Genomic DNA, 16,271 nt, shown 5'->3' with positions numbered 1-16,271 from the left:
GCGGGTGGAGACCCACCCAGCCCGGCAACATCAGTCACACAAATCCCACGCGTAACAGCGTGGCGCACGCAAAACAGAACGCCCTACGTGTAAGAAACACGTAGGGCGTTCTGTTATCTGTGGGTTTGATGTGACTTCTGGGGAAAGAGTTACTCGCTCACCAGCGCAGACGCCGAGATGCTCAGTGGGTGAGAAGGAGTTCCGAGGGTGAACTGGCGAGTGATTCGGCGTCATACGACGCACAGTGGACGGGGGCGCAGCGAGGTGCCCAGGGGCAGGCTCGTGGCCGGCGCGGCGGGAGTTGTCGCAGCCGTCCTCGTGATCGTGGCACCGGCCCTCCCCGCCGGCGCCGAGCCCGCGCCACAGCCGGGCGCCCCGGCCGCGCCGCCATCGGCGCCCCAGTCGCCCGCACCCGAGGCACCGGCACCGCGATCGGGCGCCCCGGCACCCCAGCCGGCCGCTCCCGAATCCGCTCCGGCCCCGCGATCGGCCGCACCGCTGGTGCCGTCGCCGACCGCGAATCAGCCGGTCCGGGTCACCAACACGTTCTGGTATTCCGATCGTCGCGTCGCCCTCTGGGTGTACTCACCGGCGATGGGCGCCACCATCCAGGTGCAGATCCTGCTGGCCCGGGACTGGTGGGCCAAGCCGCGGGAGAAGTTCCCCCAGCTGGTGACACTCGACGGTCTGCGCGCGCAGGAGGATCAGAGCGGCTGGATCATCAACACCAACATCGAGGACTTCTACAAGGACAAGAACGTCAACGTCGTCCTCCCGATCGGTGGCGAGTCGAGCTTCTACACCGACTGGAAAGAGGGCGACAAGGGCAAGCTCTACCGCTGGGAGACGTTCCTGATCAAGGAACTGCCGCCGATCCTCGAGGGCCCCTGGCGCTCGACGGACGTGCGCGGCATCCAGGGACTGTCCATGGGTGGGTCGGCCGCCATGATGCTGGCGTCCCGCAACCCCGGTTTCTACAAGTACGCCGCGTCGTTCTCCGGCATCCTGCAGATGACCTCGTACGGCATGCCGCAGGCCATCCAGTTCGCCCTGCGCGACGGTGGCGGCTACGACTCGATGAAGATGTTCGGTCCGCCGAGCGACCCGGCGTGGAAGGAGCACGATCCCTACCTCCTTGCCGACAAGCTGCGCGGCACCAGCATCTACGTCTCTTCGGGCAACGGCCTCGTCGGCCCGCACGACAAACCCTCCGACATCCCGATGCTGGCGACCAACTACTCCGGGGTGGGGCTGGAGATCCTGAGCCGCGTGACGTCGCAGCAATTCGCCATCAAGCTCAACCAGCTGGGCATCCCCGGTCAGGCCGTCTACCGGCCGTCGGGTACCCACACGTGGCCGTACTGGCAGTTCGAGCTTCAGCAGTCGTGGCCGCAGGCCGCGGGAGCGCTGGGTCTGCTCGGCGACCGCCCGGCCTGCCGCGTCACCGGATCGTTCAAGAAGGTCTACGACCCCAACCGCTCCTCGCTCGGTGAATGCCTGACACCCGTGTACGGCGTGCCCGGCGGCAAGGCGCAGGACTTCCGTGGCGGCCGGATCATCACCGGGCCGAAGGGACCGAAGATCGTCGGCGGCGGTATCGGCGGCGCGTACGTGGCGGCCGGTGGTCCGGGCGGCAAGCTGGGACTACCGACCAGCGACGAGATGCCTACCCGCGACGGCAAGGGCCGATTCAACACCTTCCAGCACGGGAAGATCGTCTGGACGGTCAAGGACGGGGCCCGTGTCACCAAGTGACACGGCCCGGCCGGGCGCCAATCTGAGCGCAGGGGTCGCCCGGCCTGAAACTTCGCTGAGGAATCGAAGCGTTTCCGCTGGTCGCGCGGGTCGGGCGGCCGGAGACGTCGTGCTGAGCGGGTAGCCTGGCGGCAAGGCGGACCGCCGAGAGGCAGGGCGCAGCACCAGGTGTGGGAGCCGGGGCGGACGGGGCACGACGACCACCGCTCTGGCGCGACGAGGAAGTGACGATGACCAGTAAGTTTCTGCAACTCGCGATGGTGGTGGCGGGAGCCGCGCTGACGCTGGGTTCGGTGTCGGCGTGTGCCGACGACTCCACGGCCACCGCTCCGATCACCAGCAATCCGGTCACGACCACATCGATGTATTCGACGCAGCCGAGTTCAGCCGACGAGTCGTCGGCCGCCTCCGCGGCGCCGTCGGCGGACGACACCCAATCGCCGACCGCCGGTTCGGCGCTGCCGGCCACCGCACCCAACCCGAGCACCAACGTCCCGCAGAACTTCCCGGGTCCGAACGGGCAGAAGATGACGCCCAAGGGGCAGGCCTATCTCGCCGCCCTGAAGTCGCAGAACGTGACGTTCATGGGCGACGCCGACAACTCCGTCGCGCTCACGATGGCCGAGTACGTCTGCAACGAGCGTCGCAAAGGCACCGACCCCGTGACGGTGAAGGCGTTCGTCACGGCGTCCGTCGGCCCGGGCACCAAGACGGTGGCCGAGGCCAATGCCAAGGCCGACCGGGTGATCAAGGCCGCTGACGAGCACTACTGCTGACGGTGGGTGCACGTAAGGCGAAGCCGCGCGGCAAGCGCAGGCTGCCGAAACTCCTGCTCTTTCTCGGTCTGCTGGCGATCCTCGCGATCATCCTCATCGTGGTCCTGGTGATCACGCTGTTGCAGCCGGGACCGCCGCGCCTCCCGCGCATCCCGGGTGGGCCGTCGACGTCGGAGACCAAGGAGCGTCCCGACGCCCAGTCCGCCGACTGCCCCGACGTACTGACCGTGGTCATCCCGGGCACCTGGGAGTCGTCGCCCGACGACGACCCGTACAACCCGAGCGCCAATCCGCGGTCGCTGATGTTGCGGGTCTCCAGTGCGCTCTCCGAACAGTTCCCGTCGTCGCGCACGAGCGTCTACACGGTCCCGTACATCGCCCAGTTCCGGAATCCGACCAATCTCGCCGACCGGCAGGCCGACTACAACGTCTCGCGCACGCAGGGCTACAAGCGGGCGGCCGGCAAGATCATCGACACCAACAAGAACTGTCCGCTGACCCGTTACGTCATCATGGGCTTCTCGCAGGGCGCGGTCATCGCCGGTGACCTCGCGAGCAACATCGGCAACGGCCGGGGTGTCCTCGACGCCTCGGATCAGGATCTGGTCCTGGGTGTGGGACTCATCGCCGACGGGCGCCGCCAACCCGGCGAGCAGAACGACATCGGACCATCGCCGGAGGGGGTCGGCGCGGAGATCGCACTGTCCGGCATGCGCGGCATCGTGCCCGGCATCACCATGACCGGGCCGCGCAGCGGCGGATTCGGCGAGCTGCAGGACCGTGTCCAATCCATCTGCGCGCCAGGCGATCTGATCTGCGACTCGCCGACGGTGACCAATCCGCTACGGGCGGCGAGTCAACTCGCCGGTGCGATCAACAACCCGGTGCACGCCATGTACGCGACGCCGCGGTACTGGTCGCTCGACGGCTCCACGGCGACGCAGTGGATGTACGGCTGGGCGAGCGACGTCATCGACGAGGCGCCTCGGCCGAAACACAACTGAGTCGTCCCGACTGTGTCGTGGGCCACGTCGGCCCGCCGGTGGGTCATCGGTCCCAGATGTGGAATGCGCCCTAAAATGCCGCCGACCTTTGCCGATTCGTTTGGTGGTGCCCTCGTACTCCATTAACGTGTGTGGGCGATCGGGCGCCGTGTTCCAGGACGGCGGAGCCCAGACGACGAAGCGCACAGCGCATGAGGAGACAGTGAATGAGCGAACCCGGGAACCTGCGCAAGTTCCGGTTCGGTGCCGGCGGTGAAGGCAACAAGGACGAGGGCGGCGCACGTAAGTTCGTGAAGCTCGCGCAGACCGCCGAGGAGTACGGCTACGACACCTTCGCGGTCCCCGACCACCTGGGCAACCAGGTCGGTCCCCTCGCGGCACTCGGTGCGCTCACCCAGGCCACCAGCACGATCCGCCTCGGCACGTCGGTGCTCGCCAACGGCTGGCGTCATCCGGCGTTGCTCGCCAAGGAGGCCAACACCATCGACGTCCTGTCCAAGGGACGCCTGGAGTTGGGCATCGGCGCGGGCTGGATGAAAGAGGAGTTCGACAAGGCCGGCATCGAGTTCGAGTCGCCGGGGGTGCGCATCCGCCGCCTCGACGAGGCGCTGACCGTCCTCGACGGCCTGATGCGGGGCGAGACGGTGAACTTCGACGGCGAGTTCTACCAGATCAACGGACTCGAAGGCAGCCCACGGCCACGCCAGGGACCTCGACCACCGATCGCCGTCGGCGGCGGTGGGCCGAAGATGCTGGCGCTGGCCGCCAAGCACGCCGACATCATCTCGGTGGCGCCGAGCACCACCCGCGAGGGCAAGATGCGGCTCTCCGACATGACGTTGGAGAAGACCGCCGAACGAGTCGACCGGATCCGTGACGTCGCCGGCGAACGATTCGACGACCTCGAACTGAACTGGACGATCGCCGTCATCGTCATCACCGACGACCGCGAGGCAACCGCGGAGATGGCGCTCAAGGCACTCGAGCAGGGCTACCCGCCCAACATCGAGCGCGACACCGAGTTCACCGTCGACGACGTCCTGCGGTCGCCGTACCTCGCGATCGGCACGTTCGAGGAGATCGCCGACCAACTCCGCGAGGTGCGCCGGCGGACATCGATGTCGTATGTGGGTGTTTTCCCGACGCAGATGGATGCGTTCGCGCCGATCATCCAGCTTCTGAAGGGGGAGTAGGATGGCCGACGGCCTGGACGCATTTGACGAGGTGAGCGGACATCGGGTGCGCGGCGCGCGGGCGCAGAGTCCGATGTGCGCCAGCACGAAGATCGAGTTGACTATCGAGAGTATTTCGAACAGGTAACGAATTGGACTACCGTGACCGCGGTAGTACTAACGGGCGTGGAAAGGCGCAGGCCGGTGGCATCGCGGGGGAGGCCGACCGACCGGGGACAATGCGACCTTCACGTGGGGGCCACAGGAGCAATGGATGTTGAACACTGAATTTGAGCAGTTCCTCGACGAGAACGGCCAGCTGCACTTCACCGAGGACAACACACTCGTCGACTATGTCGAGCACAACGTGCGCGACAAGGCGGACACCCTCGCCTACCGGTTCATCGACTACAGCCGTGAGCGTGACGGGGAGGCCCAGGATCTGACCTGGGCGCAGTTCGGCAAGCGGCTGCGCGCGGTGGCGGCCCGGCTACAACAGGTGACCAAGCCCGGCGATCGTGTCGCGATCCTCGCCCCGCAGTCCCTCGAATACGTGATCGGCTTCTTCTCCGCGCTCTACGCGAGCAACGTCGCGGTCCCGCTCTTCTCGCCCGACGAACCGGGCCACACGGATCGCCTGCACGCCGTCCTCAACGACTGCAAGCCGACCGCGATCCTGACCTCCACGAAGTCCGCGGAGGCGGTCCGCGACTTCTTCAAGCCGCTGCCCGCCAAGGAGCGTCCCCGCGTGATCGCGGTGGACGCGGTCCCGGACTCGGTCGGATCCAGCTGGGTCGCGCCCGTCGCCGGCCGGGACCACAACAAGGACACCGTCGCCTACCTGCAGTACACCTCGGGGTCCACCCGCGTGCCGGCAGGCGTCGAGATCACCTATCAGGCCGTCGCCGCCAACGTCCTGCAGATCTACGACACCATCGAGATCGACCGGAACGCCCGCGGTGTCACCTGGCTGCCGATGTTCCATGACATGGGACTTCTCACGGTGATCCTGCCCGCGCTCGGCGGCCGCTACATCACGATCATGAGCCCGCAGGCCTTTGTGCGACGCCCGGGCCGCTGGATCAAGGAACTGGCCGCCGCCAGCGATGGCGCGGAGACGTACGCCGCCGCCCCCAACTTCGCCTTCGAGCACGCCGCGGCGCGCGGTCTGCCGAAGGAGGGCGAGGACCTCGACCTCTCCAACGTGATCGGCCTGATCAACGGCTCGGAGCCGGTGACGGTCAGCTCGATGAAGAAGTTCAACGACGCCTTCGGTCCGTACGGTCTGCCCAAGACCGCGATCAAGCCCTGCTACGGCATGGCCGAGGCCACGCTGTTCGTCTCCGCCACGCAGCGCGAGAACGAGGCCAAGATCATCTACGTCGACCGCGACGAGCTCAACGCGGGTCGCTTCAAGCTCGTCGATCAGCATGCGCCCAACGCCGTCACGCAGGTCTCCTGCGGTCAGGTCGCGGTGAGCCAGTGGGCCGCGATCGTCGATCCGGAAACCGCCACCGAGCAGGCCGACGGCCATGTCGGCGAGATCTGGCTGCACGGCCTGAACATCGGGGCCGGCTACTGGAACAAGCCGGACGAGACCGTGGAGACCTTCCACAACAAGGTGACCCACCCGCTCGCCGAGGGCACGCACACCGAGGGCGCGCCCGCCGACGCCACCTGGATGCGGACCGGCGACTACGGCGTGTGGCTCGACGGCGAGCTCTACATCACCGGCCGGGTCAAGGACCTCGTCATCGTGGACGGTCGCAACCACTACCCGCAGGACCTGGAATACAGTGCGCAGGAAGCCAGTTCGAGCCTGCGTCCGGGATTCGTCGCGGCGTTCTCCGTGCCGTCCAACCAGCTCCCGCCGGTGGTCTTCGAGCAGTCCACGAGCGGTCTGACCTTCGACGCCGACGACGCGTCCGAGCAACTGGTCATCGTGGCCGAACGCGGTCCGGGCAAGAAGAACGACCCGCAGGAGGTGGCCGACTCCGTGCGCGCCGCGATCGCGCAGCGCCACGGAGTCATGGCCCGCGACATCCTGTTGGTCCCGGCCGGATCGATCCCGCGCACGTCCAGCGGCAAGATCGCCCGCCGGGCCACCCGGACGGCCTACATCGACGGCAGTCTGCGCGGCGGCTACAAGCAGACCGCGTTCCCGGACGCGGAGTAACTTGCTCTCGCTGTCACCATCGCGCTCCCCGAGGCACGGTCCCGGGGTGCGGTCGTGCGAGCCACAATTCCCGATCCCTGAGGTGCGAGTTCGCGAGCCACGAAGGGTCCTTCGATCAGTAGTCTGGAAACGATGTCTGAACTGAATACCGAAGATTCCGGCAATCCATCCGTGCCCGACGACGAACCGTCGTCGAGCGGGGTCGACCGCGCCGCACCTGCCGAGAAGTCGGTGGAGGCCGCGGACGCGGGCGCCGGTGAGGGCACCGCGGGTGAGGGCACGGCGGGTGAGGGCACCGCAGGTGAGACGGCCGGCGACCTGACCGTCGCCGAGTTGCGGGACTGGCTGCGCGGCTGGGTGTCGGCGGCCACCGGAATCCCGGCGGATCAGATCTCCGACGACCGACCGATGGAGGAGTTCGGACTCTCGTCGCGCGACGCGGTGGCACTCGCCGCCGACGTCGAGGACAAGACCGGCGTCATCCTGACCGCGACCGCCGCGTACAACCACCCGACCATCGCGATGCTGGCCAAACGCATCATCGAGGGCGATCCCGACGAGGGACTCGACGACGTCGCCGCCACGTTCTGGCAGCGCGAGCGCAGCGCCGACGACGACATCGCGATCGTCGGCCTGTCGACGCGTTTCCCGAAGGCGGGACACACACCCGATTCGACGTGGGAAGCCCTCATCGAGGGCCGCGACGGCATCTCCGACCTCCCGGACGACCGCTGGACCGAGTTCCGCTCCGATCCCCGGATCGCGGAGATCCTCGAGACGTCGAACGTCAAGGGCGGTTACCTCGACGACGTGCGGACCTTCGACGCCGACTTCTTCCAGATGAGCCCGCGCGAGGTCGAGATGGTCGATCCGCAGCAGCGCCTCGCCCTCGAGTTGACCTGGGAGGCGCTCGAGCATGCGCACATCCCGGCCAGCGACCTCAAGGGTGAGCAGGTCGGTGTCTTCATCGGCACCTCGACCAACGACTATCAGATGTTGGCCACCCTGGGCCTGGCCGACGACGCGCACGAGACCGCGGCATACGCGCTCACCGGGACGTCGACGTCGGTGCTCGCCGGCCGCGTCTCCTACTTCTTCGACTTCCACGGGCCGGCGGTCGCGATCGACACCGCCTGCTCGTCGTCGCTGGTCGCCGTCCACCAGGCGGTCCGCAGTCTGCGTTCGGGTGAGTCGGACGTCGCGCTCGCCGGTGGCGTCAACATGCTGCTCACCCCGGCCGCGACCCTGGGTTTCGACTCGATCGGCGCGCAGGCCAAGGACGGCCACATCAAGGCGTTCTCGTCGGACGCCGACGGCATGATCCGCGCCGAGGGCGGCGGTCTCGTCGTCCTCAAACGGATGTCGGACGCACGGCGCGACGGTGACACCGTGCTCGCCGTGGTCGCCGGGTCCGCGGTCAACTCCGACGGACGCTCCAACGGCCTGCCTGCGCCCAATCCGGAGGCTCAGGTGGAGGTGTTGCGCAGCGCCTACATCGACGCAGCCATCGACCCCCGGACCGTCGACTACGTCGAGGCCCACGGCACCGGTACCGTCCTCGGCGATCCGATCGAGGCCGACGCGCTGGGCCGGGTGGTCGGCCGTGGCCGGACCCTCGGCGCACCCGCGCTCCTCGGATCGGCCAAGACCAACTTCGGACACATGGAATCCGCGGCGGGCGCCGGTGCGCTGGCGAAGGTCGTGCTCTCGATGCAGCACGACAAGCTGCCGCCGTCGCTCAACTACAACGGCCCCAACCCGTACATCCAGTTCGACTCGACAGGCCTCAAGGTGATCCCCGAGCCGACCGACTGGCCGCGCTACAGCGGACACGCGGTCGCCGGTGTCTCCGGCTTCGGCTTCAGCGGTACCAACGCACACGTCGTCATCCGCGAGGTGTTGCCGAGTGACCTGGCCGGTCCGGTCCTCGCGGACCCGGACGCCGAGGTCACGCAGGTCGCGACCGCCGGCCACCTCGACATCGACGATGACGACGACGAGTTCCTGACCGAGGCCGAGCGTGCCGTGCTGGCGGCGCAGGCGACCACACCGACCGATACCGCGTCCGCCGATGAGGCCGACCCCGCCGACGGATTCGCGCCGTGCGCGGCCGAGGGTTCCGTGGTGCCGCTGGTGCTGTCCGGCTTCCTGCCGTCGCGTCGCCGCAAGTACGCGGCCGATCTGCTCGAATGGCTGGAATCCGAAGCGGGACAGGCCACTCCGCTCGTCGACATCGGTCGTGCGCTGGCGCATCGCAACCACGGTCGGTCACGCTCGGTCGTGATGGCCCGCACCCACGACGATGCGGTCGCGGGTGTGCGCGCGATCGCCGACGGCAAGAACAACCCGCTGGTCTACTCCGCGGACGCGCCCGACGCCGCCTCCGCGGTGTGGTTGCTCTCCGGATTCGGTTCGCAGCACCGCAAGATGGCCAAGCAGCTCTACACCGAGAACCCGGTGTTCGCGAAGTACGTCGACCGGGTCGACGAGTACGTGCAGAACGAACTCGGTTACTCGATCGCCGAGATGTTCCTCGACGACGAGCAGACGTACGGCATCGAGACCAGCCAGGTCGGCATCTACACGATCCAGGTCGCGCTGGCCGACACTCTTCGCCACTTCGGCGCGGAACCCGGTGTGCTGGTTCCGCATTCGATGGGTGAGGCCTCGGCCGCCTACATCAGCGGCGGCCTCTCGCTGGAGGACGCCACCCGGGTGATCTGCCAGCGGTCGCGCCTCATGGGCGAGGGCGAGTCGATGCTGACCGGTGACGACATCTGGTCGATGGCGCTCGTCGAGTACAGCGCCGAGGACATCGAGGGCGTCCTCGTCGACTTCCCGCAACTCGAGATCTGCGTCTACGCCGCTCCGACGCACACCGTGATCGGGGGACCCGAGGCGCAGGTCGACGCGATCGTGTCGCGCGCCGAGGCGGACGGCAAACTCGGACGCAAGCTGCAGACCAAGGGTGCCAGCCACACTTCGCAGACCGACCCGATCCTCGGCGAACTCGCCTACGAGCTCACCGGCATCGAGCCGTTGCGCCCGAAGGTCGGGTTCTACAGTTCGGTCGACCGCGAGGCGTTCTACCGCCCCAACAGCGAGCCGGTCCACACCATCGACTACTTCATCAAGGGTCTGCGCCACAGTGTCTGGTTCAGCCAGGCCATCGCGAAGTCCGTGGAGAGCGGTCACCGCACCTTCCTGGAACTCTCGCCCAACCCCGCGGTGCTCATCTCCGTGGCGGCGGTGACCTTCTCGGCCGGGCTGCACGACGCCGAGCTGATCGAGACGTTGCGCCGCAAGGAGGACGAGAGTCACGGCGTCGTCAACGCGCTCGCCAAGCTCTACGTGCACGGGCATCCGGTTCAGGTCGGATCGCTGTTCGGTGCAGGCGATTTCGCCGACATCCCGCGCACCCGGTTCGAGCGCAAGGAGTTCTGGCTCAAGGCGCAACTGTCGTCGGGCGGTTCGTCCGGCAAGGTGCCCGGATCGCATGTCGCCCTGCCTGACGGTCGTCACGCCTGGGAGGTCAACGCCTCCGCGGTCACCGATCCGCGGGAGCTGGTGCGCGCAGCAGCCGCCCAGGTGCTGCCGGACGCCACCGTCGGCGCGGCGATCGGCCACGGCGACATCCCGTCGTCGGGCACGCTGACCACCACGCTGAGCCCGCATCCGGGTGGGGCGTCGGTCACCGTGCACGGCAAGGAGGACAAGAACTTCCGGCTGCTCTTCGAGGCCGTGGTCACCGGGGCCGCTGCTCCGGATGCGTCGATCCCCGGAGCAGGAGCCGACGGCCAGGGCGCGCAGGATGCCCAGACGTCGCCGGCCGCGGTGTTCGCCGACGACAAGGTGGTCAACGAAGACGAGGTGGTCCACGACGTCGACAACAAGTGGAATCCGGATTCCGGTGAGTCGGTTGAGGATCGGCTCGCGACCATCGTCGGTGAGTCGATGGGTTACGACCCGGAGGACCTGCCGCGGGAGATCCCGCTCATCGAGCTGGGCCTCGACTCGCTGATGGCCGTACGCATCAAGAACCGCGTCGAGTTCGAGTTCGACATCCCGCAACTCCAGCTGCAGGCGATGCGTCAGGCGAATCTCGCCGACGTCGTCAAGTTCGTCACCTACGCCGTCGAGCACCGCGACGAGGTTGCGCAACTCGCCGAAGGTGCTGCCGGACAGGGGGACATCGACACGGCGGCGCTCAACGCTCTGATCGACGCCGAGAGCACCCAGAAACCCGCGGACAGCAACCAGGATTCCACCGAGAGCACGCCGGAACCCATCGGCAACAGTCCGGAACCCGCCGCGGACACGGCGGAGCCGGCAGAGTCGGCGGCTCCCTCCGCGGAATCTGTCGATGCCGCCGAGACCTCCGCCCCGGCCGCTGCCGCCACCGATCTCAGCTCGCAGCAGGCGGTGGCCGATGCCACCGGCTCCGATGTCCCCCCGCGCGACGCCGCGGAGCGGCTGACGTTCGGCGTGTACGCGGTGGTCACCAAGAAGTCCGCGGGCGGCATCTTCAACAAGCTCCCCGTGCTCACCGACGATGTGGCGCAACAACTCACGGATCGGCTGAACGAACGGACCGGTGGCGACATCGACGTCGAGGACATCCTTGACTCGGAGACCATCGAGGAGATGTCGGACTACGTCCGCCAGTATCTCGACGCCGGTGCGGACACCGACGGTTTCCTCCGCTACCTGCGGCTCGTGCCCAGCGGGAAGAAGAGTTACGACCCCGCGGCCGGCGATCCGGTCCCGGCGTTGCTCTTCCATCCGGCCGGTGGCAACACGTCCGCATACGAGGCGCTGCTCAAGCGGCTCCCCGAGGACCGGCCGGTCATCGGTTTCGACCGCGTCGAGGGCTCGATCGAAGAGCGTGTGCGGCAGTACATGCCGCGTCTGCGGGAGGTCCAGCCGCATGGCCCGTACGTGCTGATCGGGTGGTCGCTCGGTGGTGCGCTCGCCTACGGCTGCGCACAGGTGCTGCGTGACGAGGGTGAGCAGGTCGCGTTTGTCGGCCTCATCGACGTGGTCCGGCCGTCAGAGCCGGTCGTCGAGACGCCGGACACCAAGCGGGCGCGCCTCGAGCGGTGGCGGGACTTCGCGGTCAAGACCTACGACCTTGACGCCGACGTCCCGATCCCGATGGATCGGCTCGTGGAGGCCGACGACGAGGGTCAGTTCCAGATCATCATGGAGATGATGTCGATGTCGGGCACCAAGATCCCCGGCGGCATCATCGAGCACCAGCGCACCTCGTTCCTCGACAACCGTGCCCTGACGAACATCGAGCCGACCGCATACGACGGCAAGGTGATCCTCTACCGTGCCGACAAGATGCACGACGGCGCAATCGAACTCGAACCCCAGTGGGCGAAGATCGACGAGGACGGCCGCTGGGGTGAGGTGGTGGACGATCTGGAGATCATCCACATCGGCGGCGACCATCTGTCCATCGTCGACGAGCCCTACATCGGGAAGGTCGGCGCGGATCTCACCAAGCGACTGAAGGATGTCGGAGAGTCCCGGTGAGGTCGGCAAGCAAGGAAAGTGAGCATCGTGACTGACACCACCGCCGGAAAGCTGGCCGACCTGCGCGAGAAGCTCGCTGCCGCACAGGAACCGGGTGGTGAGAAGGCGATCGCCAAGCGCGAGGCGAAGGGTATCTGCTCGCCTCGGGAGCGGCTGACCATGCTCTTCGATCCGGGCACGTTCGTGGAGATCGGCGCACTCGCCAAGATGCCGGGTGCGGCACATTCGGGGTACGGCGACGGCGTCGTCACCGGCCACGGGATGGTGCACGGGCGGCCGGTCGCGGCGTTCTCGCACGACCAGACCGTCTTCGGCGGAACCGTCGGAGAGATGTTCGGCCGCAAGGTCTCCGCGCTGATGGAGTGGGCCGGCAAGATCGGTTGCCCGATGGTCGGCATCAACGACTCGGCGGGTGCGCGCATCCAGGACGCGGTCACGTCCCTGGCCTGGTACGCCGAGATGGGTCGTCGCAACGACCTGTTGTCCGGTCTGGCGCCGCAGGTCTCGGTCATCCTCGGCAAGTGCGCCGGCGGTGCGGTGTACACCCCGGCGAACACCGACATCCTGGTCGCCGTCGAGGACAAGAGTTACATGTTCGTCACCGGTCCGGATGTGCTCAAGCAGGTCAACGGTGAGGACATCTCCGCCGAGGACCTCGGCAGCGCGCACAACCAGGCACGGTGGGGCAACATCCACCACGTCGCCCCCGACGAGAAGTCGGCGTTCGACTGGGTTCGGGAGTACCTGCAGTACATGCCGTCGAGCGCGTACGAGCAGCCGCCGATCGTCAACCCCGGTCTCGAACCGGAGATCACCGAATCGGATCTCTCGCTCGACGAGTTCATGCCGGACAACGACAACGCCGGCTACGATATGCACGACATCATCATCAAGCTGTTCGACGACGGCGCCTTCCACGAGGTCGCCGAACTGTTCGCGCCGAACATCCTGACCGGCTACGCACGCGTCGACGGTCGTGCCGTCGGTGTCGTCGCCAATCAGCCGAACGTGATGTCGGGTGTGCTGGACACCGATTCGTCGGAGAAAGCGACGCGATTCGTCCGGACCTGCAACGCTTTCGGCATCCCGTTGGTGTTCCTGGTGGACACGCCGGGCATCCTGCCGGGGCTCGTCGAGGAACAGAAGGGGACGATCCGTCGATCCGGCCGTTTCCTGTTCGCGTACGTCGAGGCCGACGTCCCGAAGGTGACGGTGGTGCTGCGCAAGGCCTATGGCGGCGCGTACGCGGTGATGGGCTGCAAACAGCTCGGCGCCGACATCAACTTCGCCTGGCCGACGGCGAAGATCGCCGTGATGGGTGCCGAGTCGGCTGCCGCGGTGCTGACGCGCCGGCAGACCGAGGGCATGTCGGCCGCCGAGGCGGACAAGGTGCGTCGCGACTTCATCGGGTTCTACAACACGATGATGGCGACGCCGTATCTGGCGGCCGAGCGTGGCTACATCGACGCGGTCATCGAGCCGTCGGAGACCCGGTTGCAGCTTCGGAAAGCGTTGGCGCAGTTGCGTGACAAGCAGACGTTGCGGACGCCGCGCAAGCACTTCCTGATGCCCATCTAGCCGTCGGCGGACCGCCACGTCCGGATAAGGGCCCCGGATAAGCGTCCCGCCCGGATAAGCGCCCCGGAAATGCACCCCACGCAGCGCGGCCGTCGACACAATGTCGGCGCCCCCTCTACAGGGGGCGTATCTCCGGGGCGCTTATCCGGATCAGGCTACCCGGCAGTTTCGGATCAGGCCACGCGCGGCTCCAGATCTGGTCACGCGACTGCGAGTGCGGCTTGAGACCCGAGACCGTCAGCCGAACCGCATGAGGATCGAATGCACGGCCTGGGTGACGGTCACGCGGTCGTAACTCTGCACGAAATCGAAGGTACGGTCGAGATCGTCTCCGCCGCTGTGCTGGTCGCGCGCCGACAGCAGAGCGGCGAAGTGCGGGCCGAGCACCGCGACGTTCCACTCCTCGACGAGATCGTCGTCGGGCCGGAGCGGGGCGCGGTGCACGTTGCCGTCGCGAACGTCGGCGAGGCCGACCCCGTACACGCCGGCGAGGCCGGTGTTCTCCGACATCGCCCGCCAGCGATCTGCGGTGTGCTGCGTGAAGTGCTTGGCGTGCTGAAACGTGCCGAGCACGACGGCGGCACCGCCGATCGCGGCCTGGTGTTCCAGGGCTTTGCTCATCTCGATCAGCAGCCGCTTGTCGCCGCGGCGGGGAGTGATCGACACGGTCGCGATGGCATACGGTGTCGCCTGATCCGGTCCCGGCGTGGACCAGACGGGCATGTCGGGCAACGGTACGACGGTCGCGGTGGGCAGCGACGCCGGGTTCTCCACTGCCGGATACAGGGCGCCGATACCGAACGACGCTCCCATGGTCATCGCGGTGATCCGTCGTGCCTCGTCGTCGACACCCTCGGCGATCACCACCGCCTGGCTGCGTTCGGTGTGCGCGGCAAGGATGTGCGCCAAGCGGGCAGACTCCTGAGTTGCGTTCTGCTGCAGCAACTCCGCACCGGTCACGATGATGTCCGGTTCGATCAGCGACAACAGGGTCGCCGCATGTTCGCTGCGCGTCAGGCCGTCGACGCAGATGATCTTGCCGGCGGCCCGTGCTCTGGCGACCCGTGCAAGGGTGCGCTGCGGACTGCTGGTGACCGCGCTCGGCAGGACCACCAGGATCTGCCGTTCGAGGGCGTCCACGGTCGCGTCCTCGAGTTCGTCGAAGAGGTCGAGGTCCATGCCGACCAGCAGAGGAAGGATCTTGGCCACCGATTGCGCACGCGCCGATCGGGCGAACTGCCGGCGCCGGACATCGACGACGTGATGTTGCTCCATGAGCCGCGCGGCGCGACGCAGGGCATCGGCGGTGCCGAGGCGGGTGCCACTCGAACCTTTGAGCTGCAGTTCGACGGCGGCGATGGACCCATCGCTGAGCCGACAGACCGGCGCGAACTGCATGTGGAGCTCCAGATCCTCGAACAGGGTGAACCCGCTCTCGGTTGCCGGAGGTCGCCCGGAATCGGGCGTCATGGTCGAACCGTGGCCATCTCGGCGCCTCCCGCCAGAGCGGAAGGTCGCTCTGATCGAACTGAGCGGACGCGGGTTGCTTCACATCCTGGACAAGGCAAACATGCAGCCTGCGGCCAGAATAACAAACGTGGCGACGGGTGCCACCCGACCGATCAGCCGCCGTTGCGGGCCGCCTCGGCGGCGCCTGCCTCACTGGACTCGCCGGAGGTGGGTAGCCGGCCCGAGTTGCTCTCCAGGTGTGCTCGGACGAACCACTGGAACTTCTCGAGCTCCGCCGTCTGGCCGATGAGGATGTCCTCGGTGATCGGGTCGAGCTCGCCGATCTTTGCGATCGCGTCCCGGTGCGAGCTGACGAAGCCGTCGTAGACGAGGTCGAGCGCGCCGAGGTGCGCTGCCACGCTGTCCCGGCCGAGCGAGTAGTCACTCCATGAGCGGTCGTCCTCGATGGCCTTGGCCGTGCCGCGAGGCGCCGACCCCAGCGTCGCGATCCGCTCGGCCAGCGTGTCCGCATACCCACGGACCAGCTCCACCTGCGGATCGATCATCTCGTGGACGCCGATGAAGTTGGCGCCCACCACATTCCAATGAATGTGCTTGAGTGTCAGGTGCAGATCGTTGAGGGCGCTGAGTCGTTCTTGCAAGGTGGTGGACACGGTGGTTGCGGATTCGATGGACAAGCCCGGTGCGGTGAATGAGGTCATGTCTCCGACGGTAGGTCGCGTTCGATGAGCCATCGCCGGTCTCCCGACGATGGCAATCCAACCGAGACAGGGGTCACGAGACGATAACGAGCCCACGG

The 16,271-nt window shown here is 67.3% G+C and carries 9 protein-coding genes; 7 read left to right on the top strand and 2 right to left on the bottom strand.

Features of this window, described 5'->3' with window-relative positions:
- Positions 1 to 282 precede the first annotated feature (282 nt).
- The 7 genes from D7316_RS17015 to D7316_RS16985 all read left to right on the top strand — a co-directional run bounded on the left by D7316_RS17015 (position 283) and on the right by D7316_RS16985 (position 14,002).
- A complete protein-coding gene (locus tag D7316_RS17015; protein WP_408610074.1) occupies positions 283 to 1,755 on the top strand; it encodes an alpha/beta hydrolase-fold protein in 1,473 nt (490 codons plus the stop codon).
- 230 nt (positions 1,756 to 1,985) lie between these two features.
- Positions 1,986 to 2,531: a DUF732 domain-containing protein gene (locus tag D7316_RS17010; RefSeq protein WP_124709303.1), complete on the top strand. Its 546-nt coding sequence runs from the start codon at positions 1,986 to 1,988 to the stop codon at positions 2,529 to 2,531.
- 2 nt (positions 2,532 to 2,533) lie between these two features.
- A complete protein-coding gene (locus D7316_RS17005; protein ID WP_124709302.1) occupies positions 2,534 to 3,535 on the top strand; it encodes a cutinase family protein in 1,002 nt (333 codons plus the stop codon).
- Between the two features lie 206 nt (positions 3,536 to 3,741).
- Positions 3,742 to 4,728, top strand: a complete 987-nt coding sequence (locus D7316_RS17000; protein ID WP_124709301.1) for an LLM class F420-dependent oxidoreductase — start codon at positions 3,742 to 3,744, stop codon at positions 4,726 to 4,728.
- A 253-nt stretch (positions 4,729 to 4,981) separates the two neighbouring features.
- Positions 4,982 to 6,883 (top strand): long-chain-fatty-acid--AMP ligase FadD32, encoded by a 1,902-nt coding sequence (fadD32, locus tag D7316_RS16995; RefSeq protein ID WP_124709300.1) that lies wholly within the window; start codon positions 4,982 to 4,984, stop codon positions 6,881 to 6,883.
- Between the two features lie 132 nt (positions 6,884 to 7,015).
- On the top strand, positions 7,016 to 12,424 hold the full coding sequence (gene pks13 / locus D7316_RS16990) for a polyketide synthase Pks13 (RefSeq protein ID WP_124709299.1): 5,409 nt from the start codon (positions 7,016 to 7,018) through the stop codon (positions 12,422 to 12,424).
- Between the two features lie 27 nt (positions 12,425 to 12,451).
- Positions 12,452 to 14,002, top strand: coding sequence for an acyl-CoA carboxylase subunit beta (locus tag D7316_RS16985; protein WP_124709298.1), 1,551 nt, complete (start codon positions 12,452 to 12,454; stop codon positions 14,000 to 14,002).
- 237 nt (positions 14,003 to 14,239) lie between these two features.
- Here D7316_RS16985 and D7316_RS16980 read toward each other — a convergent pair whose 3' ends face one another.
- Positions 14,240 to 15,472 (bottom strand): DICT sensory domain-containing protein, encoded by a 1,233-nt coding sequence (locus D7316_RS16980; RefSeq protein WP_124709297.1) that lies wholly within the window; start codon positions 15,470 to 15,472, stop codon positions 14,240 to 14,242.
- A 152-nt stretch (positions 15,473 to 15,624) separates the two neighbouring features.
- Complete coding sequence (locus tag D7316_RS16975) at positions 15,625 to 16,173, bottom strand: Dps family protein (RefSeq protein WP_124709296.1); 549 nt, start codon at positions 16,171 to 16,173, stop codon at positions 15,625 to 15,627.
- Between the last annotated feature and the right edge of the window lie 98 nt (positions 16,174 to 16,271).

It is taken from the genome of Gordonia insulae, assembly GCF_003855095.1.
In the GTDB taxonomy this organism is placed as follows: Bacteria; Actinomycetota; Actinomycetes; order Mycobacteriales; family Mycobacteriaceae; genus Gordonia; species Gordonia insulae.
The sequence above is the reverse complement of the archived record's forward strand: the minus strand, read 5'-3'. Positions and strand labels throughout refer to the sequence as shown.

Coding starts and splice junctions, on each gene's coding strand:
- D7316_RS17010 (WP_124709303.1), top strand. CDS start 1,986: ATGACCAGTAAGTTTCTGCAACTCGCGATGGTGGTGGCGGGAGCCGCG.
- D7316_RS16980 (WP_124709297.1), bottom strand. CDS start 15,472: ATGACGCCCGATTCCGGGCGACCTCCGGCAACCGAGAGCGGGTTCACC.
- fadD32 (WP_124709300.1), top strand. CDS start 4,982: ATGTTGAACACTGAATTTGAGCAGTTCCTCGACGAGAACGGCCAGCTG.
- D7316_RS16975 (WP_124709296.1), bottom strand. CDS start 16,173: ATGACCTCATTCACCGCACCGGGCTTGTCCATCGAATCCGCAACCACC.
- D7316_RS17000 (WP_124709301.1), top strand. CDS start 3,742: ATGAGCGAACCCGGGAACCTGCGCAAGTTCCGGTTCGGTGCCGGCGGT.
- pks13 (WP_124709299.1), top strand. CDS start 7,016: ATGTCTGAACTGAATACCGAAGATTCCGGCAATCCATCCGTGCCCGAC.